The organism is Mycobacterium sp. IDUB_39, assembly GCF_055419205.1.
This window is the reverse complement of sequence record NZ_JBVAXF010000004.1, coordinates 62,607-85,940: the sequence shown is the minus strand read 5'-3', so window position 1 is coordinate 85,940 and position 23,334 is coordinate 62,607. Positions and strand designations below refer to the sequence as shown.

21 protein-coding genes are annotated in these 23,334 nt (G+C 66.7%); 10 read left to right on the top strand and 11 right to left on the bottom strand.

Annotated features, from left to right (window positions below; genetic code table 11):
• Positions 1-11: 11 nt before the first annotated feature.
• From ACZY0X_RS15750 to ACZY0X_RS15735, 4 genes are read right to left on the bottom strand one after another with little or no spacing between them, the layout of a single operon-like run.
• Complete coding sequence (locus ACZY0X_RS15750) at positions 12-1,286, bottom strand: alpha/beta hydrolase (RefSeq protein ID WP_463771721.1); 1,275 nt, start codon at positions 1,284-1,286, stop codon at positions 12-14.
• Positions 1,283-2,002: a YveK family protein gene (locus ACZY0X_RS15745; RefSeq protein ID WP_463771719.1), complete on the bottom strand. Its 720-nt coding sequence runs from the start codon at positions 2,000-2,002 to the stop codon at positions 1,283-1,285. The genes ACZY0X_RS15750 and ACZY0X_RS15745 overlap by 4 nt, the downstream gene beginning before the upstream one ends.
• Positions 1,999-3,267 (bottom strand): lipase family protein, encoded by a 1,269-nt coding sequence (locus ACZY0X_RS15740; protein WP_463771718.1) that lies wholly within the window; start codon positions 3,265-3,267, stop codon positions 1,999-2,001. Before ACZY0X_RS15740 ends, ACZY0X_RS15745 begins: the two co-directional genes overlap by 4 nt.
• Positions 3,245-4,828 carry a tyrosine-protein kinase domain-containing protein gene (locus tag ACZY0X_RS15735; RefSeq protein ID WP_463771717.1) on the bottom strand — a complete coding sequence of 528 codons (1,584 nt, stop codon included), beginning with the start codon at positions 4,826-4,828 and terminating at the stop codon, positions 3,245-3,247. Before ACZY0X_RS15735 ends, ACZY0X_RS15740 begins: the two co-directional genes overlap by 23 nt.
• 126 nt (positions 4,829-4,954) lie before the next feature.
• Between ACZY0X_RS15735 and ACZY0X_RS15730 the strand changes: the two genes are divergently transcribed.
• Both ACZY0X_RS15730 and ACZY0X_RS15725 read left to right on the top strand, forming a co-directional pair.
• A complete protein-coding gene (locus tag ACZY0X_RS15730; RefSeq protein WP_463771715.1) occupies positions 4,955-6,355 on the top strand; it encodes a hypothetical protein in 1,401 nt (466 codons plus the stop codon).
• A 60-nt stretch (positions 6,356-6,415) separates the two neighbouring features.
• Positions 6,416-7,957, top strand: a complete 1,542-nt coding sequence (locus ACZY0X_RS15725; protein ID WP_463771714.1) for a cellulase family glycosylhydrolase — start codon at positions 6,416-6,418, stop codon at positions 7,955-7,957.
• Here the strand turns inward: ACZY0X_RS15725 and ACZY0X_RS15720 are convergent.
• The 5 genes from ACZY0X_RS15720 to ACZY0X_RS15700 all read right to left on the bottom strand — a co-directional run bounded on the left by ACZY0X_RS15720 (position 7,950) and on the right by ACZY0X_RS15700 (position 13,343).
• A complete protein-coding gene (locus tag ACZY0X_RS15720) occupies positions 7,950-9,086 on the bottom strand; it encodes a glycosyltransferase (protein ID WP_463771712.1) in 1,137 nt (378 codons plus the stop codon). The two genes, ACZY0X_RS15725 and ACZY0X_RS15720, sit on opposite strands and share 8 nt — an antisense overlap.
• A complete protein-coding gene (locus tag ACZY0X_RS15715; RefSeq protein ID WP_463771711.1) occupies positions 9,083-10,252 on the bottom strand; it encodes a lipopolysaccharide biosynthesis protein in 1,170 nt (389 codons plus the stop codon). The genes ACZY0X_RS15720 and ACZY0X_RS15715 overlap by 4 nt, the downstream gene beginning before the upstream one ends.
• Positions 10,245-11,372 carry a glycosyltransferase family protein gene (locus ACZY0X_RS15710; protein WP_463771709.1) on the bottom strand — a complete coding sequence of 376 codons (1,128 nt, stop codon included), beginning with the start codon at positions 11,370-11,372 and terminating at the stop codon, positions 10,245-10,247. The genes ACZY0X_RS15715 and ACZY0X_RS15710 overlap by 8 nt, the downstream gene beginning before the upstream one ends.
• The gene (locus ACZY0X_RS15705; RefSeq protein ID WP_241400479.1) at positions 11,372-12,052 is read right to left on the bottom strand and encodes an acyltransferase; all 681 of its coding nucleotides are present in this window, start codon (positions 12,050-12,052) and stop codon (positions 11,372-11,374) included. The genes ACZY0X_RS15710 and ACZY0X_RS15705 overlap by 1 nt, the downstream gene beginning before the upstream one ends.
• 127 nt (positions 12,053-12,179) lie before the next feature.
• Complete coding sequence (locus ACZY0X_RS15700) at positions 12,180-13,343, bottom strand: glycosyltransferase (RefSeq protein ID WP_463771708.1); 1,164 nt, start codon at positions 13,341-13,343, stop codon at positions 12,180-12,182.
• Positions 13,344-13,548: 205 nt separating this feature from the next.
• Here ACZY0X_RS15700 and ACZY0X_RS15695 point away from each other — a divergent pair, with 205 nt between their 5' ends.
• From ACZY0X_RS15695 to ACZY0X_RS15685, 3 genes are all read left to right on the top strand, one after another.
• The gene (locus tag ACZY0X_RS15695) at positions 13,549-15,177 is read left to right on the top strand and encodes an acyl-CoA carboxylase subunit beta (RefSeq protein WP_241400481.1); all 1,629 of its coding nucleotides are present in this window, start codon (positions 13,549-13,551) and stop codon (positions 15,175-15,177) included.
• A gap of 104 nt (positions 15,178-15,281) precedes the next feature.
• Positions 15,282-15,542, top strand: coding sequence for an acyl-CoA carboxylase subunit epsilon (locus tag ACZY0X_RS15690; protein ID WP_463771707.1), 261 nt, complete (start codon positions 15,282-15,284; stop codon positions 15,540-15,542).
• Positions 15,539-16,177 carry a Maf family protein gene (locus ACZY0X_RS15685; RefSeq protein WP_463771706.1) on the top strand — a complete coding sequence of 213 codons (639 nt, stop codon included), beginning with the start codon at positions 15,539-15,541 and terminating at the stop codon, positions 16,175-16,177. The genes ACZY0X_RS15690 and ACZY0X_RS15685 overlap by 4 nt, the downstream gene beginning before the upstream one ends.
• An 11-nt stretch (positions 16,178-16,188) precedes the next feature.
• On the opposite strand, the gene ACZY0X_RS15680 is transcribed toward ACZY0X_RS15685, so the two are convergent.
• On the bottom strand, positions 16,189-17,190 hold the full coding sequence (locus ACZY0X_RS15680; RefSeq protein WP_463771704.1) for an NAD-dependent epimerase/dehydratase family protein: 1,002 nt from the start codon (positions 17,188-17,190) through the stop codon (positions 16,189-16,191).
• Positions 17,183-18,520, bottom strand: coding sequence for a nucleotide sugar dehydrogenase (locus tag ACZY0X_RS15675; RefSeq protein WP_463771703.1), 1,338 nt, complete (start codon positions 18,518-18,520; stop codon positions 17,183-17,185). The genes ACZY0X_RS15680 and ACZY0X_RS15675 overlap by 8 nt, the downstream gene beginning before the upstream one ends.
• Positions 18,521-18,619: 99 nt before the next feature.
• On the opposite strand from ACZY0X_RS15675, the gene ACZY0X_RS15670 reads away from it, so the two are divergent.
• The 5 genes from ACZY0X_RS15670 to ACZY0X_RS15650 all read left to right on the top strand — a co-directional run bounded on the left by ACZY0X_RS15670 (position 18,620) and on the right by ACZY0X_RS15650 (position 23,326).
• Positions 18,620-19,507 (top strand): sulfurtransferase, encoded by an 888-nt coding sequence (locus ACZY0X_RS15670; RefSeq protein WP_463771702.1) that lies wholly within the window; start codon positions 18,620-18,622, stop codon positions 19,505-19,507.
• 28 nt (positions 19,508-19,535) lie between these two features.
• Complete coding sequence (locus tag ACZY0X_RS15665) at positions 19,536-19,946, top strand: SufE family protein (protein ID WP_463771701.1); 411 nt, start codon at positions 19,536-19,538, stop codon at positions 19,944-19,946.
• A 162-nt stretch (positions 19,947-20,108) separates the two neighbouring features.
• Positions 20,109-21,908: an acetyl/propionyl/methylcrotonyl-CoA carboxylase subunit alpha gene (locus tag ACZY0X_RS15660; protein WP_463771699.1), complete on the top strand. Its 1,800-nt coding sequence runs from the start codon at positions 20,109-20,111 to the stop codon at positions 21,906-21,908.
• A 102-nt stretch (positions 21,909-22,010) separates the two neighbouring features.
• The gene (locus ACZY0X_RS15655; RefSeq protein ID WP_241400488.1) at positions 22,011-22,343 is read left to right on the top strand and encodes a hypothetical protein; all 333 of its coding nucleotides are present in this window, start codon (positions 22,011-22,013) and stop codon (positions 22,341-22,343) included.
• Positions 22,340-23,326 carry a malate dehydrogenase gene (locus tag ACZY0X_RS15650; RefSeq protein WP_463771698.1) on the top strand — a complete coding sequence of 329 codons (987 nt, stop codon included), beginning with the start codon at positions 22,340-22,342 and terminating at the stop codon, positions 23,324-23,326. Before ACZY0X_RS15655 ends, ACZY0X_RS15650 begins: the two co-directional genes overlap by 4 nt.
• Positions 23,327-23,334 lie beyond the last annotated feature (8 nt).

Genomic DNA, 23,334 nt, shown 5'->3' with positions numbered 1-23,334 from the left:
GGCGCCCGCCGTCATTCCTCGTACCACTGCTTGGGACTCAGCTGCAGAACCGGCCCTTCGGCCAACGTGCAGGAACTCTTCGCCTCGACCCCCGCGAAGCGCTGATTCACCCAGTTCAGGGCGGCCCCACCATCGATATCGTCGTGGCCGCGTCCGGGAACCAGATACGCCTCGACGACACCACCCAGCTCGCAGGCCCGCCGCACGGCCTCACCCGTCCACTGCGGTGCGACAACCTTGTCCAACTCGCCGAACAGAACCAGCAGCGGCGCTGCTGCCCTGGTCTTCGGCAGGCTCATCTGGCCGAGGTAGTCGCGAAGGCGATTGGTCGCATCCCGACTGGACGGGCGAAGATCATCGGGCGTCACCTCGGCGGTGATCTCCGTCCGCTGCGCGACGAGCGGACCGGCGCACGCCGACAGGACATCCCACTTCTGCGCGACGATCCCCCGCCGGTAGTCGTCGAGGTCCAAGTCGGGATGTTCGGCCTTGAGTGCCACCAGCACCCACTGCAGCGCAGAGGCCTGCTCCATGGTGAGTTCACCCGCGGCGGCCTGATCCGCGAGGCCGACGACGTTGGCGGCCGGCGAGACGCTTGCCGATCCGACCAACTCCAGACCCTGTCCGTAGTCTCCCGCCAACTCATTGGCGGCCCACGCGGCCTGGCCACCCTGCGAGGAGCCGAACGCCAACCAGCGGTCGGAGGCGCTTGGGACCAACTTCCTCGCGGCCCGGACGCTGTCGATCATGTTGTAGCCGACGGTCGTGGAGTCCAGGTACGGGTGATAGGTCTCGTCGAGGCCAAGGCCTTGATAGTCCGGCATCGTGACCAGGAAGCCGGCGTTGACCAGGGTGACGACGGCCTCGGAGGCGCCGAGGAGGTTCGGCCACAGCGAAGGCCCGCAGTCGTGTTGCACACCCGTGGTGCCGTGTCCCATCGCGATGATGGGCCACCCTCCATCGGGCGGGTTTCCCTTGGGCACGAACACCGATCCCGACACCCGATGGGCGCTTCCGTCGATACCGGACTTCGACTCGTACTCGATGCGTGCTGCCACTGACGTCACCTTGAGCACACGGCGATCGACCGTGGCCAGCGTCTCGGCCGACTTCAGCGTTCCACCGCCGGAACCGGTGAAGTCACCCTCGAGCGGCACACCCGACATGCTCGATCCGTCGGTGGCCGGCGGCGCCGGCGTGACGTTGCGCTGTCCGCAGCCGCCGAGCAGCGGGACGCACACGATGATCGCCGCGAGGACGCCGATGGCGGTTCTGACTCTGCTCACAGCGCGCCCTCCGACCTGTCGTCGACGGTGGAACCGGTTGCGAGGTAGCCGATCTGATCGCGATCGAGGATCCTGTCGCGCCCCGCCCCAAGCGCGAGAACCGCCAGAACGCTCAGTACCAGACCCAGTGCGGCGCCTGTCCCGGCATCCCTCCACCAGGGGCGAGGGACCTCGGGTGCGGACTTGGCATCATCGATCAGCACAAGCGCGGGACCGGCTGCGGAGTCGTGCCACTCCAGCTCCTCCGACGCCGCGATGAGGTTGGCCGTCACGGAGTTCGCGATGGCGACGGTGCCATCGGGGTCGCTGCCGGTGACCGTGACACCGATCAGCACGGAGACCGGGAAGTTGAACCGCGAGAGGGTGTCTGGCACCGACCGGACGGATATCCGCTCGGCCAACTCGGCGGGGGTCTCCTGCAGACCGAGTTCGTCGATGGTCCGCAGTGTCACGATCGAGGACGTGGCCAGCGCGGTGTAGGTCTGAACCCGCACGCTGGCCCCGCGGTTCCCCTCGTAGGCCGCGTGCGTCTGCGCGTCCCCGGGTACGACGGCGAACACCTGTGTTGACGCGGCGTACACCGGGTCCACCAGGAACACTCCGGCTGCGGCGGCGGCACCCGCGGAAAGGCCAGTCGCACATAGAATCACGAGCCAGCTGCGGACGAGCATGCGCCAGTAGTCGCGCACGCGCGGGACGCCGAACGGCGGCCTCACGCCTGGCCCGTGCAGGAGTTGGGGATGGCCTGGCCCGACAGCCGGTCCCGCAGCCACGGCAGCCCGTAGGTACTGTCCAGGTCGCTGTGGCCCTGGCCGATGCTCTTCTCGATCTGGATGTGATCGCCCTGCGCACACGCCCGGGAGACGGCCTGCTCAAACCAGGGCAGGTCGACGAGCGTGTCCTCGGTCCCGTACACCACCATCATCGGCGTGGTCAGCTTCTGCTGCGGTAAAGCCATCTCCGCTAACAGATCCCGCAAGCGGTCTCTGTCCGCCGGCGTCTCCGGCCGCAGGTCCGCGTTCGTCATCTTGGCGCGCACCCGCAGAATGTCGTCCAGGTCCGGGGGCAGGCAGTCCAGCAGCGCGTCCCAGTTCTGTGCCGTGTAACCGCGCCGATAGCGGTCGAGGTCCAGATCGGGATGCGACCATGCCAACGACTGCAGCACGAACACCATCGCCACGCGCTGATCCGCGGTCATGGTGCCGTTCCACGCCGCATCCGCCAGCCCGGCCATATCCGCAGCCGGTGCCATCGACAGCGTTCCCATCAGGTCCAGCCCCCGGCCGTACTCGCCGGCTCGGTCGGCCGCGGCCCACGCGGCCATACCGCCCAGCGAGTGACCGAACGCCACCCACTGCGTGCTGATGTCGGCGCCCACCCGACGCAGCGCGCGCACGGCGTCGATCATGTTGTTGCCGAACGTCTTCCCGTCAAGGAACGGGTGGTAGAAGCCCGGCACGCCCAAGCCCTGGTAGTCGGTCATCGTGACGGCGAAGCCGTTGAGGATCATCGCCTGCATCATGAAACCGTTGCCGGGAAGCGTCGGGAACCGACTTGGCGCGCACTTGTTCAGCACGCCGGTCGTGCCGTGACCGAAGGATATGACGGGCCACCCGCCCTTGGGCGGTGCTCCCGGCGGGACCGCCACGACACCGGACACCTCCGTGGGGGTGTCGTCGATACCGGATGTGGAGCGGTAGACGATTCGGGCGTACGTCGCGTCGGCGTCCTCGAGTTCCTCGCTGCCGTGCATCACCTCGATTGACACCAACGATCCCGGTCCGTCGTCGGTGAGATCCGGGGGGCCGAGCGTGACGGCACCGTCAAACAGGGGTGCGAACGTCTTCACGGCGGGAGTTTGCACCGGCGGTGCGGCCGCCTCGGGCGTGGCGGACGTGCATCCTCCGACGAGGGTCGCGGCTACTACCGCGCAGGACACCATCCGCCAGGCCACCAGGTCACAGACCTTCGCGCTTGGCACCGGACATCCGGTGCGCCCCCGCCTGATTGGTGGATCCCGCTTGGTTGACGGATCCCGCTTGGTCGACGGATTCGGTGGTGTCCGCGGCAGCGCCGTTACCCGCCTGCCGCGTCTCGGCGGCAGAGGGCTTCTGCGCGGCGACGGTCGGGGACTTCGCCTCGGACTTCGCCTCGGACTTCGCCTCGGCCTCCGCCGGCTTCGACAGTTCGCGTCGGTGCCCGGGCTCGCAGGTGACGACCGTCCCGAGCAGACCGGCGTTGGCCACGTCGAGCACCTGCAGCGCCGCACGCAGCGGCTTGGTCTTGGTGTGTCCGATGCGGGCGAGCACGATGGCGCCGTCGCCCAGCGCTGCCACCGCGGCGCCGTCGGAACACGTCGTCAGCGGCGGGGTGTCGACCACCACGTAGTCATACGCACCGCGCAGTGAGTCGATCAGCCGCGGCGCGTTCTCATCGCCCCACAGCTGCCGTCGGGTGGCGGGTGAGGGTCCGGCGGGCAGCAGTGCGAACGCATTACCGCCCGGGGAGTTGATGACGGCCTCGGCGACGTCGTGGTCGCCGGCCAGTGCCGTGCCCAGGCCGCGCTGGCCGGCACGGGTCCGGTCGGCCTCGGTCAGCGCGAGCGCGTCGGCGAGTGTGGGATTGAGCAGATCACCGTCGACGAGGAGGACCGAGCGACCGGCCTCGGCGAACGTAGCGGCGAGGTCGATCGCGGTGGTCGACCGACCGTCACCCCGCGAGGGGCTGGTGACAGCGATGACCCTGGGCCGTTGGCCGGCCGGCGTCCGGGCGAACTGGAGATTGGTCCGCAGTTCCCGCAGCCGCTCGGCGGCCAGCCCGCCGGCCTGGAGGTCCGCCACCGCGACGTCGGGCCGCTGCGGGTCCTCGACGAGGTTGCCAAGCGACTGCGTGCGGGCGATGGCGTCGATCGAGTCACGGGCTCGGAGCCGCGAGTCACTGGCGGCGAGCAGCGCGGCCAGGAGCAGTCCGACCACCAGACCACCCGCGAAGCCGAGGCCAACGGTGGTCAGCAAACCCATTCCGGCTGGCGCGGTCGGGTAGTTCGCGTCGTCGAGCAGTATCGCGCCGGCGGCGGGCGTCCCGCCGCGACGTGAGGTTTCGAGTTCGCTGACCAGCTGTACGAGTTGATCGGCGACGGCGTTGGCGTACGTCTGCGCCAGACCGGGGTCGGGATCGGTGACGGTGACGTCCAGGAGAACGGTCTTGGGCAGCGGAGCCGCGGTGATCTTCGACCGCAGTTCGTCAGGGGCGATGGGCATCTTCAGCTGGTCGACGGCGCGGGCCGCGACCTGCTCGCTGGTGGCCAGTCCGGCGTAGGAAACGACGCGCTCCTGCGAGAACAGGTTGTTCTGGTAGGCATCGCCCACCGAGGTCCCGCTCTGCGTCGTGACGAACAGTCGAGCCGTCGACTGGTACTGCGGGGTGCTCAGGAAGACGGAGGCGTAGCCGATCCCCGCGCCGATGAGTGCGGTAACCAGGACAAGCCACCAGAACCGCCGAAAGGCTCGCAGATAATCCCCGATCGCCAACGGGATCTCCATTCGCTTGTAGTTTGCCGCAACGCAGCCACCTTAGCGGCAGTGCCGCGATAAAGCACACCGCGAGTTCGCTGGGCGAGGTTGCATTCAGCGAACACAACGTTGAGTATTGGTGCCGTGAGACGGGCGATGCGGTCGCATTCCGAACTGTTAACTGGCATCGCCATCGTAATCGCGTGTCCGATCGTTGCAGCTCTGGCGATCGCGGGCGGCACGCCGGTGGTGCTGGCCGTCGGAGCGCTCGCCGCTGTCGTCATCGGCATGTACGTGGGCATACGGCACCCTCAGTGGCTGGCCTGGGGGCTTGCTGTGGTGCTCGCATTCCTACCGTTCGGATATTTCCCCGGCATCCACGTTCCCCTGTACCTGCCGTTTGCTGCCGGCATACTCCTCGCGGCCGTCGTGCACCGTGGTGAACCGACAGCGTTTCATCCGCTGGAAAAATTGCTGATCGTTTTCGTACTGGTCTCGGGCCTGTCGGTTATCGCCACTGGGCGAAGTCTGATCGACGTCGCGGAATTGGTGAAGTGGTCAATTGCCACGTTGGCCGTCGTGGCTTTGCTGAGGTTTCCTCCGGCCGACTTGGCGAAGTTCGGCAGGATCTATGTCTACTTCGTCACGCTCAACGCCGTATTCGGCATCGCCGTGGTGGCGGCCGACCCCAACCACAGGTTCATCAAGCTCTTCAGCCCGTTCGGATACGGCGCGTTCGACACCGGCCGATTCGTGTACACCGAGGAGGGCGCTCAGCGATTCGTGCGGCTCGGCGGGCTGTGGGTGGACCCCAATATGGCTGGTATCGGGATGATGATCGGGCTGGCGCTGGCCGTCGTCCTGCTGACCGGCTCCCAACGCATCGTCATCGCGACCATCCTCTCGGTCGCCATCGTGCTCACGTTGAGCCGCGCAGCCATCTTCAGCGTTCTGGTCGGCGTGTTCCTGGTGCTGCTGTTCCACGGCATGCGCGCACGCAACCGCGGTATCGCCATCGGCGCCATCGGTCTCGTCGCGACAGCCGCCATGCTCACCCCGGCCGTACGGGCGCGCGTCTTCAGTTCGTTCGGCGACGACGACGCGGGCAGCTCCGCCCGCGGTGACGCGTTGCGCGCGTTCCCCGGCCAGATGTCGGGCCACTGGCTGTTCGGGCTCGGCTGGGGACGGCCCGAGTTCAAGGACGGCGGCACGGCATTCACGCTGAACTTCGTGGCGAACGTCCCGCTCATCACGATCTACCGCGGCGGCCTCATCGTCGGCGCCGTGTTCATCGCCCTACTCGCTCTCGGCTGCATCATGAGCGGGCGGGCCATTCGGTCGGACTCGACCGCCAACGCACTGTTCGGCGGCATCTTCATCGGAATGTGCTTCGTGGCACTGCAGCTCGACCACATGGTCGCCACCATTCAGCAGGTGACCCTGATGTTCTCGATCCTGCTGGTGTTCCTGATCGTCGTCGATCAAGATCGACAAAGATCACGACACGCCCCGCAGTCCCCAACGGATTTCGCCAAAGAGCCGTCATACTCGCAGTAACTGCAGTGATCCTCCCGGATCTCGGCGAGTTGGGTGACGCCAGGAAGTCTGAGGTGATCCGTGCGGCGACTCAGACGACGACCGCGTCGTCGGATTGCCACCCAATGCCTTGCCGGTTTCACTGTCGGGTTACTGACGGTCGCGAGTATTTGGCTGGCCCTGCCCGCATCACAGCCCCGGGTCGTCGAGGTCGCGGCGACGGCCCGAATCTCCCCGCTTCCCACCACCATCGGTTTCCACGACCCCGACTCCTACTTCATGTCGGATGCGGATGTGAACCAGACGTTCGACAAGATGCTCACGACGGGTGTGCGGGCGGTGCGCCTGATGATCCCCTGGGCCGGCGTCGAACAGGTTAAGGGACAGCTGAACTGGACCAATGTCGACCGCACCGTGAACGCGGCGGTCAGCCGGAACATGGCAGTCATGGGCATCATCAACGCGACTCCGGCGTGGGCGGTGGTGCCCGGAGCACCCGCCATCACCGGACGCCCCGCATCGCCGGCCCAGTACGGCGACTTCTCCGCAAAGGTCGCCACCAGGTACGCGGGAAAGGTGTCGGCGTATGAGATCTGGAACGAACCGAACGGGGCGCAGTTCTTCGCGCCCAAACCCGATCCGGCCGGCTACACCGATCTCCTGAAGGCCGCCTACCCGAAGGTGAAGGCGGCCGACCCCAACGCCACCGTGATCGGCGGCGTGCTCGGTTCGGTCACCGACTGGGGCCAGTGGCTGATCAACCCGGTGAGCTTCACCCAGCAGATGTACGCCGCCGGCGCCAAGGGATTCTTTGACGCCCTGTCGTTTCACCCGTACCAGTACACGCTCAAGTTCTCCGACGGATACCCGATCGCCAACTCGCCGATGAACCAGGTCATCGCCATGCGGCAGATCATGCTCGCCAACGGCGATGGGGCCAAGAAGATCTGGGCCACCGAGTACGGCGAGCCGATGACGGCCGCGAACGAGGCGACGCAGGCCGCCTTCATCGGCGATCTCATGACCAAGTGGCAGGAGATGCCCTACGCCGGGCCGATCATGATTCACACCACCCGCGACCGCAAGACGGGAAGCACCAACCCCGAGGATGTTTTTGGCGTGTTCCGCACCGACTGGACGCCCAAGGCCAGCCAGCAGACGATGAAGAGCGCCATCGCCGCGGGTATCCCCAAAACGCCGGAGTTCCAACGCTTCAGCGCGATCACCGACCCGTCCTACGGTGAGGTCCTCAGCCCGGTGTATCGGGCGCTTCCGACCGTGTGGGCTCAGGCCCGAACCAGCAGCACGCTGTATGAGACACCGACCGGCATCATCGCGTCACCAAATCCGGTGGCCGAGCGGGCCCGTCAGTTCGGTGTCGTCCCGAAGACACCGTTCAAGGACGGGTATCAGGACATGGACTCGCCGGCGGGGATGCGCGTGTGGTGGTCACCTGCCACGGGGGCGTTCGCCGTGGGCGGCGGCATCGTCGCAGCGTGGACACCCCAGCTCGGACTGGCCCTCTCCGATGAGATACGGCAGGGCTGGGGTGTGCGGGTGAACTTCCAGCACGGCTACATCACGTGGCAGCCGTGGGTCGGTGCGAAGGCCTACCTCACCTGAGCGCGGCGTGCACCAGCGACTCGACGGCCTTGAGCGGACGCTGCTGCTCCCAGTGGTTTCGGTTCACCTCGTACAGCTGATTACCCACGTCGACGGCCGCGTCCCGGTCGAGCAACATGCGCCGGCACTCGGCCACGAAGGCGTCATCGTCGTCGAACGTGGACATCCCGAACAGCGTTGTCAGCGATCCGACCGCGGGGCCGCTGCCCACGACGGGCAGACCCTGGCTGGCCGCGTCGAGCAGCTTCACCCGCACTCCACCGCCGGTCCTGATCGGTGCCATCAGCGCGCGGCACGTCTTGAGGAACTCGGGCAGGTCGTCGACGAAGCCCAGATCCCGGACTCGGTCGGGATACACGGGATCGGTCGACCCCGTCTTCTTCGCGCCGACGATGCACAGCTCGGCGTCGGGTATGCCCTCGGCGATGCGCGGCCACAACCGAAGTGCGATATGGAACGCCTCCTCATTGGGCGGCCAGTCGCGTCCACCGAGGAAGACCAGCCGGCGGCCCGTCTGCGACACGTCGATCTGCTCGATCGGCGGCAGGGTCACCTCCATGAATCGCGCCCCGGGGACACCGTTGTCCCGGTACATCTGCGCTTCCTCGATCTCATAGCAGCCAACACCGTTGGCGAGCTTGGCCACCCGGAGTTCGTCGCGAAGCAGCCGGGGCGCCTCGATCTTGCCGAGCACGCCCCGCGTCGAGAGCCACACCTGGGACTCAGTGTTGATGGTGTTGATGACGAAGCCCTTCTTGCCGAAGTGCTTACTCCGGATGAAGGATTCGGCCATATAGCTGTGCTCGCAGAAGAACACGTCCTCGTCGGCGGCCTCTATCGCCTCGAGAAGCTCGTCGGTGTCGAACCTGACGTGCACGAGACTGCGGCGCTTGCGGACCGAACCGGCGAGCACACCGAGCTTGTCGACCGGATGCTGAGCCACCCGCAGCGTGCGCAGGCCACCCTTGACGACATCGGTGACCAGATCGCCGGAGGGCTCATCAGACAGGCAGATCGCGCGGATATCGAACGCCTCGGCGGCCAGGCGCAGCACCACGCGCGCCAGCTCGATGTCACCGCCGTGCTCGGTCACGGGGTCCTTGGACACCAGGAATGCGACTCTAGTCATGCGCTAGCCCGGTCCTTTCGTCTATAGATGGCAATGAGATAGATGACCAGCAGGATGGCATCGGCGCCCACCGTGGCGACCGCGGCACCGATCGCGCCGAACTGTGCAAGGGCGGCAACGGCTCCCAGCTTCACCGGGACCAGGCTGAGGTTGGCACCGAGCCGGATGGTGTCGCGCCGCTGGGCGTAGAGGATGACGGCGAACACCGAACTCATCGTCCTCATCGCGCAGAACGCCGCCATGATGATCATCGCCACGGCCAGTTCTGTCGGCGCGGGCGTCATGAGCAGCACCACTCCGGTGATGAGCACCAGTCCCCCGGTGCCCAATCCGAGAAGCACGATGTGCCGCAGCGACGGTCCGGTCGACAGCTCACCACCGCTGCGGCGCAGCGGTTCGTGGTAGGTCATGGCGAACGACTGTCCGATGGCGGCCAACGCGACCGTCACGGTGACCGTGAGCGCGTAGTAGCCGACCGTCGTGCTGTCGGTGAGGAAGCCCAGCAGCAGCACGTCCCCCTGAAGGTAGATGCACATGCCGAGCATCTCGCCGACCAGTGCGGCGATGAGCCGCGGGGGGCCGGGAACGCCAGGGCGATGACCCCACACACGGCGTGCCGCCAGGACCAGCACCACCAGATAGGGCGCGCAGTAGAGCAGGCTCGCCACCGACAGGTTGGGGTCGTCGACACCGAAAAGGTATGCGCTGGCGATGGTTACACTGCTCACCTGGCGGATGGTGTCCATCCGCCAGGTCACCTGCGGATGACCGTCCCTGGCGGCCTGACTCTGATAGGACTTGAAGACCATCTCGCCGCCTGCGATCACCAACCCGAACCACAGGATGTAGTTCACGCTGATCAGGCACGCGCCGGCGACCATCAGTGCCAGGCCAAGCAGGAACCTGCTGGTCCGTTCGGCTTGGAAGTGCTGGTCGGACTCCCGCATCGCCCGCACGTTGAACGGGTTGTCCAGCGGCGGCCCGACAACGGCCGACAGGGCGAAGCCCATGCCGTACTTGCCGTAGTCCCCGACGCTCAGCTTGCCGACCAGGGCCAGCGTCCACAGCATGCCGACGCCGCGGCCGCCGTACATCCAGCCCACGGCGACAAGGGTCTTCAGGATGTTGCGCGGGGCGACCTCGCCCTGCGTGGCGGAGTCAGCCACTCTCGTGCTGACGACCCAGGATCTGCGACCACGCCTGCGCGAACGCCTCAGCCGTCCTGGGTGTCGACCTCTCCGCGCGTGTCCGATCGGCGGTCTTGCCCAGTTCGGTCACGCGCGCATCGTCGTTGACGAACGACGCGATGGCGTCCGTGAATCCGGACGGCAGTGCGTTGGGGTCACCCGAACCCATCGGCACCACCACCGCGCCGGTCTCGGCGTCGAACTCGGCGAGCGAGCCGTAGCCGGTGGCGATGATCGGCGTCCGATAGGCCAGTGCGTGCGCTGCCACCGACGAGGCTGGGAACGTGTCGGCGTAGAAGTGCCGCTTGCCATACGGGATCACGATGGCCCGCACCGATTCGAAGAAGGCGTCCTCCTCGGCACCGTCGACACCGCCGACGATCTCGACACCGGCCATGGGCGGCAGCGCCTCGGTGCCGCGGCCCGCAACCCGGATGAGGATGTCGTCGGGAAGCTCCCTGCGGATCTGTGCGATCTGATCGAATCCCTTGCCGCGGTATACGAGTCCGAAGAATCCGATCGCCTTGGGCCGGTCCTCGGGCGGCTTGACGGTCGCCTTCTCCGCGACCCGATAGGGCACGTAGTGGGTGTGCGTGTTCGGGTAGACGCGGTCGATCGAGGCCTGACCGGTCTTGCTGAGCGCGAAGATGTCGCGACGCCCATTCACCCTGCCCTCGAGCCACCGCGAGAGCGGGCGCAGCGGGTAGTGGAAGCCGTGCATCAACAGCTTGTGCCGGGCGACGAACCGCGTGCGTGCGGTGAACCACAGCGCCTGCGGCGGATCGTGCACCGTCAGCGTCACCGGCACACCCGCCAGACCGGCGATCGACCAGAACGGCGACAGCATGCCGCAGCCGATCTCCGAGTGCACCAGCACCTTGCCCGCGGGCCAGGAGGCCACGAGGTCACGAACCTGCTTGCGGACCCGCCGGACATCGGCCCACGTCTCATCACCGGGACCCGAGACACGTACCTCGGCGACATCGCCGAAGTGCGGGCGAAATGCCGCGACCAGATCTTCGGTGTAGTCACCGATCGCCGTGACGTGGTTGCGCGGACCGATGTAGACCAGCCGGTAGTCCTTGAGGTCGACTGCCATTAGAAGAACAACGGGCGGTATGGACTGCTGTACTTGAGCGCGTCCGGGTTGCGCTTGGTGAGCACCTTGGCCGGAATGCCGCCCACGACGTCGAGTGCCTCGATGTCCTTGGTGACCACCGCATGTGCGGCCACCACCGCGCCACGCTTGATGTGCGACGGGAGGATCATCGCCCGGCTGGCGATCCAGACGTAGTCCTCGATGACCGTCGGGATGGGCATGGGCAGGAAGTCCGGGTGGTTGATGTCGTGACCGCCGCCGAGAATGTGGGTGTCGCTGGCGATGTTCACGTTGTCGCCGATCGAGATTCCCGCCCGCGAGTCCAGGAAGCAGCGGAAGCCGATGGTGGTGTAGTTGCCGATGGTGAGGAACTCCGGGTCGAACACCGTGACACCACGCATGAGCGTGGACTTCTTGCCGATGGTCGACTTGCCGAACCACCTCAGGAAGTTCTGCCGGACGAAGTGCGACGGGATGTAGGTGACGATCATGTTGAACAAGATCGTCGAGAGCCGATTGCGCGCCTTGCGCGCAAATGTCATGCCCTGCATCTTGTAGTCCACGACACGACCGTCGGGGCCCAGCTCCCACTCGGGATCCGGCGGCAGTTTCAGGCCGGGCGCCGCCGCGAGCTTTCTGGCCCTGTCTTCGGGATCTGCAACGAACGGTTCTGGGATCACGCGTCTCGCTCCTGTGTCAAGTCCGAGTCGACCATAACAATCACATTTTCGTGGAATGACTTCGTGGGTTTCCACCCGCCCGCAATCTCTTCCCGCAGAAGGAGTTCGGTGAGGTAGCACGCTGTCGTCATGTGCGGCGACCCGCCATGTCGTCGACCGCGGCATGCAGCGCCGCGGCGTAGCGCTCCTCGGTGAACTGCTCGACGTGGGTCCGGACCTTCTCCGGGTCGAATGTCGAGGCCTCGAACCTGTCGATGGCCTCGCCGATCGACGCCGAATCGGGCGTGTCGAAGTAGATTCCGGTGATTCCCTCGGCGACGGTGTCCAGGAAGCCACCCCAGCGCAGGACCACACTCGGCCTGCCCCAGACGCCTGCCTCGATCGGGGTGAGCCCGAAGTCCTCGTAGCTCGCGGCGACCAGAGCCCGGCAATGTGCATACAGCCACGACATCTGCGCGTCGGTGAGATCACTGAGCATCAACACATTGGGCGTCCTCGCGGCCGCGATGCGTTCGGCGTCCGGCCCACGGCCAACGACCACCAGGCGTTGCGGTCGGCCGGCGAAGGCACCCACGACGGCGTCGACGTTCTTGTAGGGCAGGAGGCGCGAAACGCACAGAAAGAACGCCTCGTCCGGATCCCGCTCGTCCTGTGCGGCAAGCCAGCGCTCGAGTTCCGGCACGGATTCGGTTGCACCCGACTGCGTCATCGCCACGGGTGAGGGCAGCACGTCGGCCGAGATCCCATAGGCGTCGGCGATGCGCTGCTGCACGACGGTGGACACCGCGAGGTAGCGGTCGCATGACGCGGCGGCACGGCGATCCCACGCCCGCAGGTAGGTGGACGTGGCGGCCAGCACGGCGCGCTTAGCCAGACCGCTGTCCTCACCGAGGTATTTATCGCTGAGGTAGAGCCAGCGCGCCGGTGAATGGCAGTGCACCAGCTTGTGGCCAGTGGTCCGGAATCCGTGCGCCCAACCGCTCGAACTCGTCACGACGACGTCCGCGTCAACACTCATCGACCCAGCCGCCCACGGCAGTATCGGCAGGGCAGCCCGGTGATATTTCCGGAAGACGCCAAGCCCATTGAGCGGGGAAACTCGAATATCGCGCTCAGCGAATTCCGGATAGGTGTTCGCGGGGTCGTACAGCAACGTGTAGATCGGTGCGTCGGGAAATGCTCTACTCATCGACAGGACGACCTTCTCGGCACCCCCGCGCTGCGTCAGGTAATCGTGCGCAATCGCGACCCGCGGCCCGTCTATGCCGTTGAACTCGCGTTTTGAACGCACGCCGCCCTTCCCTCTCGAAACTATTGGGCCAGTGGCTCCACGGCCTGCCGATCTCGGCGTACCCATTGCTGCAACCATGAAACAGCAAACCCGGGTCACATACAACTCCTGGCAAACATCGCCTGGTCTACCTGGCAATCTTTTCTGGCGGCTTCGGTGTGGCCGCTGCAGTAGTCGCGCCGCGGAGTCGATAACATGCCTACCCATGACAAGCGTTACGGAGCCGGCCAGCGAGCACGAGATCGACATCCACACGACCGCGGGCAAGCTGGCCGACCTGCGCAAGCGTGCCGAGGAGGCACTGCACCCCGTCGGCGAGACAGCCGTGGAGAAGGTGCACGCCAAGGGCAAGCTGACCGCACGTGAGCGCATCTTCGCGCTGCTCGACGAGGGTTCGTTCGTCGAGCTGGACGCGCTGGCACGCCACCGCAGCACAAACTTCGGACTCGGCGAGAACCGTCCGGTCGGCGACGGCGTCGTCACCGGCTACGGCACCATCGACGGCCGCGATGTCTGCATCTTCAGCCAGGACGCCACGGTCTTCGGCGGCAGCCTCGGCGAGGTCTACGGCGAGAAGATCGTCAAGGTGCAGGAACTGGCCATCAAGACGGGCCGCCCGCTGATCGGTATCAACGACGGCGCGGGCGCGCGTATCCAGGAGGGCGTCGTCTCCCTGGGCCTCTACAGCCGAATCTTCCGCAACAACATCCTGGCCTCCGGTGTCATCCCGCAGATCTCGCTGATCATGGGTGCCGCCGCGGGTGGCCACGTGTACTCCCCCGCACTGACCGACTTCATCGTGATGGTCGACCAGACCAGCCAGATGTTCATCACCGGCCCGGACGTCATCAAGACCGTCACCGGCGAGGACGTCACCATGGAGGAGCTGGGCGGCGCCCACACCCACATGTCCAAGTCGGGCACGGCGCACTACGTCGCCTCCGGCGAGCAGGACGCCTTCGAGTACGTGCGCGATCTGCTGTCCTACCTGCCGAGCAACAACTACGCGGATCCGCCGCGGTACGCCGCGCCGCCGCATCCGGGCGCCATCGAGGACAACCTCACCGAGGAGGACGTCGAACTCGACACCCTCATTCCGGACTCGCCCAACCAGCCGTATGACATGCACGAGGTCATCAACCGCATCCTCGATGACGATGAGTTCCTCGAGGTCCAGTCGGGCTACGCGGGCAACATCCTCGTCGGGTTCGGCCGCATCGACGGCAGGCCCGTCGGCATCGTCGCCAACCAGCCCACCCAGTTCGCCGGCTGCCTGGACATCAACGCCTCGGAGAAGGCCGCCCGGTTCATCCGAACCTGCGACTGCTTCAACATCCCGATCGTGCTTCTGGTCGACGTTCCCGGCTTCCTGCCCGGCACGGATCAGGAGTTCAACGGCATCATCCGCCGTGGCGCCAAGCTGCTCTACGCCTACGGCGAGGCGACGGTCGCCAAGATCACCGTCATCACCCGCAAGTCCTACGGTGGTGCGTACTGCGTCATGGGCTCCAAGGACATGGGCGCCGATGTCGTGGTGGCGTGGCCGACCGCGCAGATCGCCGTCATGGGCGCAGGCGGTGCCGTCGGGTTCGTCTACCGCCCGCAGCTCAAGCAGGCCGCCCAGGACGGTGCTGACGTCGACGCGCTGCGCCTGGAACTGCAGCAGGACTACGAGGACACTCTGGTGAACCCGTACGTCGCCGCCGAGCGTGGTTATGTCGACGCGGTCATCCCGCCGTCGCAGACCCGCGGCTACGTCTCGACCGCGCTGCGGCTGCTGGAGCGAAAGATCAGCCAGGTTCCGCCCAAGAAGCACGGCAACATCCCGCTGTGAGCGCAGCGAGCGATTCAGCCGCTGTGAGCGCAGCGAGCGATGCAGCCGCTGTGAGCGCAGCGAGCGATTCAGCCGATCTGAGCGCAGAGAGCGAAGGGGCAGCCGTGACTGAGCCGACCGACGACGCCGTGAGCGGTGCGAGCGCCGAGGCGCACGCGCCCGTCATCCAGATACTCAAGGGCCGGCCGACCGACGAGGACCTGGCCGCACTGGTCACGGTGTTCGCCGGTGCCTCCGGGGGCGGCCCGGCCGACCCCGGTCCGCAGGAGCGCGATCTGTGGGGTCACCCAGTGGACAAGCTGCGCTACTCGATCTCGAGCCTGCAGCGCGTGACGCTCGTGGAGCGCCTACACATCCGTCGATGACGCGGGTTGTCCTTGCGTCGGCCTCCTCGGGGCGGCGCAAGGTGCTCCGAGGCGCGGGGATCGATCCTCATGTGATCGTCTCAGGTGTCGACGAGGACGCGATCGAGGCCGCACAACCCGAGGACGCAGGTCCCGGGCACGTCACAATCGCGTTGGCCGCGGCCAAGGCGAGGGCCGTCGCACCGCTGCTGGATTCTGCTGTTGGGTCGGACTGCGTGGTGATCGGCTGCGACTCGATGCTGTTCCGCGACGGAAGGCTTTGGGGCAAACCGACTTCGGAGGCCGCCGCGATCGAGGGCTGGCAAGCGATGGCTGGCCGCACGGCTCAGCTCTACACCGGGCATAGCGTGATTCGCTTGCGACACAACGAGATCGTGGCCGAGGCCGCCGACCATGCGGTCACAACCGTCCGCTTCGGCAGCCCGTCGTCCGACGATCTGGCCGCCTACGCGCGCAGCGGCGAACCCATTGCTGTCGCAGGCGGTTTCACCCTCGACGGTCTCGGCGGCTGGTTCGTCGATGGCGTGGACGGGGACCCGTCCGCGGTGATCGGCATCGGCCTGCCGCTCACCCTGCGACTGTTCAATCAGGTCGGCCTGTCGATCGCCGAGCTCTGGCGCGCCAACCCCGTCTGACCGCGAGCGCTCTACATCAGGTCGTTGGCGGGCACGTCGTCGCGGTGCTCGCGGTACCACGCCACCGTGCGCTGCAGACCCTCGTCCAGGCCCACCTCGGGCGACCACCCGAGTGACCGCATCTTGGTGATGTCGGCGCATCGCCGGGGCGTGCCACCGGTCGGGGCCTCACCCGGACGGACCTCGAGATCGACACCGACGATCGTGCCGATGCGTCCCGCCAGGTCCAGAATGGAGATCTCCTCATCGCTTCCGATGTGGAAGATCTCGCGATGTCCGCCGCTGGCGTACATCGTCAGGATGCCCTGCACGACGTCGTCGACGTAGCAGAACGACCGCGTCTCGGTGCCGTCACCCTGAATGTCGAAGGGCGCCTTGCCCTGCGGGTTATCTGACGGTAGCGCGTCCTTGGCCGCCAGGGCCCGCATGATGAACTGCGGCTCCACGTGCTTCCACCCCATGTTGGGCCCGAACACGTTGTGCGGCCGGAAGACCTGTACCTGACGGTAGTGATCGCGCCCGTAGTTGAAGGCGATCAATTCGCTGACGATCTTGGAGCCACCGTAGGAGTACCGGGGGTTGAGGCTGTCGGGCAGCATCAGCGGGATGGTCTCGGGAGTCGGTACCACCGCGGGCGTTTGGTATACCTCAGCGGTCGAGGCCACGACCAGATCCGGAACATCCGCTGCGCGACCGGCGTTCACGACGGCCAGCGCGCCGAGCATGCCGACGTCGAGTACGAGTTCGGGCTGCGTGTAGAAGTTCTCGGTGCCGTTGATGGCAGCCAGGTGCATGACCACCTCGGCACCGGCGAACGCCTTCTCCAGCGCCGCCTGATCGCGGACGTCGGACGTGAACAGCTCGACGTCGTCGGCGACCTCGGCGAGGCGGCTCGCGTCACCGCGCACCATCGAGTCCACGACCGCGACATCCCAGCCGTCGCGTACCAGTCGCTTGACGAGGTAGGCGCCGATGAAACCGCAGCCGCCGGTGACGACGACGCGCTTACCCATTCGCGGGCACCGATCCGCTGTTGCCCACGGCGAAGTAGGAGTCACCGAGTTCGGACGACGGCAGGTGGCTGAAGTGGTTCCAGTAGTCGAACACGAAGCCGTCGGGCGCCATGAACTCCTTGATCGTGCGCGGTGAGATGGTGCCGAGCGACGGGTGGTTATTGCCGAGGACGACCACTGAGGCCCCGCTGACCGCGTCACCAAACCGCGAATACGTGTTCTCGTCCGGGAACTCACCGGCCAGCACGTCCTCGGGCGTCACCGGGTCATAGATACCGATCTGCGCGTCGGGGTGGGCCTTCTTCAGCGCGTCGAGAACCCTGATCGACATCGACCCGCGCAGATCGCTGGTCTCCGGCAGGCCCTTGAACGCCATCCCGAGGAGGTTGATCCTCAGCGGTCCAGTCCAACCACGACGCTCGATCTCGCTGCTGATGAAGGAGACGGTCTCCTCGGGCTGACGCTCGTTGACCAATCGGCCGGCCGAGGTGATCTCCAAGGAGATGCCTCGGCTGCGCGCGCTCTCCATCAGGATGTGCGGGTCCTTCTCGAGGCACGGGCCGCCGACCAGACCCGGCATCGGGATGTTGGTTCGGTTGTAGCCGAGCTTGCCCGAGGAGATGACTTCGTGTGCGCTGACACCGAACGCATCGCATATCCTCGCGACCTCGTTGGCAAACGCGAACTGCACATCGCGGAAGGTATTGCTGACGAGTTTGAGGATCTCCGCGGTCTCGATGCTGGAGACCAGCACAATCGAGTTCGTGAGTTTGCGGAAGACCGCCGCGGCACGGTCTGCGACCGCCTGATCGTCGGCACCCACGATTTGCGGGAGCTCACGCAATTCCTGCAATGCCTTGCCCTCGAGTGTCCGCTCCGGGCACATGGCGATATCGAACTGCTTTCCGCTGGCCGCCAGTATCGGCGACACGATGTCGCGCGTGGTGCCGACCTTGACCGTCGAGCGCAGGATCACCAGCGCGCCGTCCCGCATATTCGCAGCAATATCGCGTGCAGCGGACTCGATCATGTCGACGCGGGCCACTCCGTCCGCTGACAGCGGGGTGCCCACGGTGATGATGTAGGTGTCACAGGTGAACGTGTCGTCGAAGGCCTCGGCGGCGACCAGTTTCTTGTGCCGAACGACGCCGGAAAGGGCGTTTGGCAGGCCCGTCTCGGTGAAATGCGGAGTTCCCTCATTGGTCATGTCGACCAGATCGGACCGCTTCTCCACACCGATTACTGTGTTGCCCGCTTCGGCGAGCACCGTGGCCAGGGTCAGACCGACGTAGCCGAGGCCGACGATCCCGATGTCAAACTTTGCTGGCAAACCGCTCATCCCTCAGATTCTTACAGCAGATGAGGTAGCGACGCCAAGTCGGAACCTCATCTGGCGTGTCAACATTTCGGGGTGAGTACGCTCGGTTTCGTGCCACTGCCTGCAGATCCCAGCCCCACGCTGACCGCCTACGCCCATCCCGAACGGTTGGTCACCGCCGACTGGCTGGCCGGCAACCTCGGCCGTCCCGGCCTGGCCATCGTCGAGTCCGACGAGGACGTGCTGTTGTACGACACCGGGCACATCCCCGGTGCCGTCAAGATCGACTGGCACGTCGACCTCAATGACCCGCACGTTCGCGACTACATCAACGGCGCGCAGTTCGCCGAGCTGATGGACCGCAAGGGCATCAGCCGCGACGACACCGTCGTCATCTACGGCGACAAGAGCAACTGGTGGGCGGCGTACGCGCTGTGGGTGTTCACCCTGTTCGGCCACCCCGACGTCCGCCTGCTCGACGGCGGACGCGACCTGTGGGTCTCACATGGCCGGGACACCACCCTCGATGTGCCCTCCAAGCAGACCACCGGTTACCCCGTGGTCGAGCGCAACGACTCCGAGATCCGCGCCTACCGGCAGCACGTCCTCGACATCCTGGGCGAGCAGCCACTCATCGACGTGCGTTCCCCGCAGGAGTACACCGGCGAGCGCACCCACATGCCCGACTACCCGGAGGAGGGTGCGCTGCGCGGCGGGCACATCCCGACCGCGAAGTCGATCCCCTGGGCCAAGGCGGCCGACGACAACGGAAAGTTCCGCACCCGTGCCGAACTCGACGAGCTGTACGGATTCCTCTCCCCCACTGACAAGACCGTCGTGTACTGCCGCATCGGTGAGCGGTCCAGCCACACGTGGTTCGTTCTGACGCACCTGCTGGGCCTGCCCGGCGTGCGCAACTACGACGGGTCCTGGACGGAGTGGGGCAACGCGGTGCGCGTGCCCGTCGCTGTCGGGGAAGAGCCCGGCGAGGCGCCGTGAGCGACGCTTGCGAGCGGACGATGTACCGATGACCATGCCGGCCGCACTGGCTGATGTGGTGTCCGACTTCGCCGACATGCAGGGCCAGGACAAGTTGCAGTTGCTGCTCGAGTTCGCGAATGAGCTGCCGCCGCTGCCTGGCGATCTCGAAGAGGCCGCGATGGAGCCGGTGCCCGAGTGCCAGTCGCCGCTGTTCCTGCACGTCGACGCCGGGGATCGGGCACACGTCCGGCTGTACTTCAGCGCACCGGCGGAGGCACCGACGACGCGTGGGTTCGCGGCCATCCTGGCCGCCGGCCTCGACGACCACTCGGCCGACGAAATCCTCGCAGTGCCCGACGACTTCTACTCCGATCTCGGACTGGCCGCCCTGATCAGTCCGCTGCGGTTGCGGGGTATGTCTGCGATGCTCACCCGCATCAAGCGACATCTGCGTTAAGCGACATCGACGTTAAGCACTGAGTACCAGGGGGTTCGAGTACGGGGTGAGTACTTACCCGTCGGTAACCAGCACCGGCTCGCCGGGGCTGATGTCGCGCGGCTTAAACTGCGCCAGATACATTCTTAAAGACGTTTCTTAGACATGCCACCAGGAGGCCCAGTGCCCAGTCACGCCAGCTCGAAGATCTCCAAGGTGCTCGTCGCCAATCGTGGCGAGATCGCCGTCCGGGTGATCCGTGCCGCCAAGGACGCCGGGCTGGCCAGCGTGGCCGTGTACGCCGACCCCGACGCCGACGCACCCCACGTCCGGCTCGCCGACGAGGCATTCGCATTGGGCGGACAGACCTCGGCCGAGTCCTACCTCGTGTTCGAGAAGCTGCTGGACGCCGCGGAGAAGTCCGGCGCCAATGCCATCCACCCCGGGTACGGCTTCCTCTCGGAGAACGCCGACTTCGCACAGGCCGTCCTGGATGCCGGCCTGATCTGGATCGGGCCCAGCCCGCAGTCGATCCGCGACCTGGGTGACAAGGTCACCGCTCGCCACATCGCCGCGCGTGCGAAGGCTCCCCTGGTACCTGGCACTCCGGATCCGGTCAAGAACGCCGATGAGGTTGTGGCCTTCGCCAAGGAGTTCGGCGTGCCCGTCGCCATCAAGGCGGCATTCGGCGGTGGTGGCCGCGGCATGAAGGTGGCCCGCACCATCGAGGAGATCCCCGAGCTGTTCGACTCGGCGACCCGTGAGGCCGTTTCGGCGTTCGGCCGTGGCGAGTGCTTCGTCGAGCGGTACCTGGACAAGCCGCGCCACGTCGAGGCCCAGGTCATCGCCGACACCCACGGCAACGTCGTCGTCGCAGGCACCCGTGACTGCTCGCTGCAGCGCCGCTTCCAGAAGCTGGTCGAGGAGGCGCCCGCGCCGTTCCTGACCGACGCGCAGCGCAAGGAGATCCACGAGTCCGCCAAGCGCATCTGCAAGGAGGCCGGCTACTACGGCGCGGGCACCGTCGAGTACCTGGTCGGCCAGGACGGCCTGATCTCGTTCCTCGAGGTGAACACCCGCCTGCAGGTCGAGCATCCGGTGACCGAGGAGACCGCGGGCATCGACCTGGTGCGCCAGCAGTTCCGCATCGCCAACGGCGAGGCGCTCGACATCACCGAGGACCCGACCCCGCGCGGCCACTCCTTCGAGTTCCGCATCAACGGCGAGGACGCCGGCCGTGGCTTCCTGCCCGCACCGGGCCCCGTCACCACCTTCACCCCGCCCACCGGCCCGGGCGTGCGCCTGGACTCCGGTGTGGAGACCGGTTCGGTCATCGGCGGTCAGTTCGACTCGATGCTGGCCAAGCTGATCGTCACCGGCGCCACCCGCGAGGAGGCGCTGGATCGGTCCCGCCGTGCGCTGGCCGAGTTCAACATCGAGGGCCTGGCCACGGTCATCCCGTTCCACCGCGCAGTGGTGTCCGATCCCGCCTTCATCGGCGACGAGAACGGCTTCACGGTGCACACTCGCTGGATCGAGACCGAGTGGGAGAACACCGTCGAGCCGTTCACCGCCGGTGAGCCGGTCGACGAGGAGGACAGCCTGCCCCGGCAGAAGGTCGTCGTCGAGGTCGGCGGACGCCGCGTCGAGGTCTCGCTTCCCGGCGATCTCGCGCTCGGCAACGGTGGCGGTGGCGCCGGTGCCGGTGTCATCCGCAAGAAGCCCAAGGCACGCAAGCGCGGCGCCGGCGGTGGCGCCGCAGCGTCGGGTGACTCGGTCACCGCGCCGATGCAGGGCACCGTCGTCAAGGTCGCCGTCGAGGAGGGCCAGCAGGTCGCTTCCGGCGATCTCATCGTGGTGCTGGAGGCCATGAAGATGGAGAACCCCGTCATCGCCCACAAGGACGGCACCATCACCGGGCTGTCGATCGAGGCCGGTGCCGCGGTGACCCAGGGCACTGTGCTGGCCGAGATCAAGGACTAGCGTCCGGCAAGACCATCCCCGAGACTGCGGTGAGATCGCGAAACCTTCGAGTTCGACGATCTCCCCGCAGTTTCGGCGTATCGGGAGGAAGGTGAGGGGCCGATGGATCCCGTCGAGATCAACAACGGCACGTGGTACCTGAGGGGACTGCGCTACGACGACCGCGTCGACGATCGGCCTGCCCTCGCCGATCTGGGCGAGACCGACCTCGACTACGTCCACGACGCCGAGGACGGCTGGGCGGACGACACGCTCTACACATGGGCTGTCTGCGAACCGACGACGGGTGAACTGCTCGCCGAGGTGACGCTCGATCCCAAGACGGCGTTCATGCGCAGCCGCGCGCGACCGGGCCACGAGGACGCCGCGGCGATGTCCGAGGACACGGTGCGGCGCTACGCATCCGAGGTGCTGAACCTGCGCGTTCACACATGACCCGCCCGAAAGTCGTCACCGTCACCGGTGCCGCCGGTCAGATCGGGTACGCCGCACTGTTCCGGATCGGCGCGGGCGCGCTGCTCGGGCGGGGCGTTCCCGTGACGTTGCGGCTGCTGGAGCTGCCGTCCGCGGTGCGCGCCGCCGAGGGCGTCGTGATGGAACTTCAGGACAGCGCATTCGACCTGCTGGCCGGCGTCGAGATTCACGACGACCCGGTCCGCGCGTTCGACGGTGTCGACGTCGCCCTGCTGGTCGGCGCCAAACCCCGCAGCAAGGGTATGGAACGCGCCGACCTGCTGGCTGGTAACGCCGCGATCTTCGCCGAGGCGGGTAAGGCGCTCAATGCGGGGGCGGGCAGCGACGTCCGGATCGTGGTGGTGGGCAACCCGGCCAACACCAATGCCCTGGTGGCCTCGGCCCATGCGCCCGACATCCCCGCCGAGCGGTTCACCGCGCTGACTCGGCTCGACCACAACCGCGCCGTCGCCGCCCTTGCCGCCCACGCCGGCGTCCACGTCACCGATGTGTCGCGGGTGACGGTGTGGGGCAACCACTCTCCGACGATGTATCCCGACATCTTCCACGCCGTGGTCGGAGACCGGACCGGGGCCGAGTACGCCGCCGACACCGACTGGCTGACAACGGAATTCATCCCGACGGTCGCCAAGCGTGGCACGGCAATCATCGAGGCGCGCGGCACGTCGTCGGCGGCGTCAGCGGCCAACGCCGCCATCGATCACGTGCGCGACTGGGTCGACGGCACCGACCCACACGACTGGACGTCGGTGGCGCTGCCCTCCCCCGGCGTCTACGGCATCCCCGAGGGCGTGGTGGCGTCGCTCCCGGTCCGCGCGGTCGACGGTGCGTGGCAGATCGTCGAGGGCCTGGCGATCGACGAGTTCTCCCAGACCCGCATCGACGCGTCGGTCACCGAACTCCTCGAGGAGCGCGCTGCGGTGGCCGGGCTCGGCCTGCTCTGAGCGTTCCG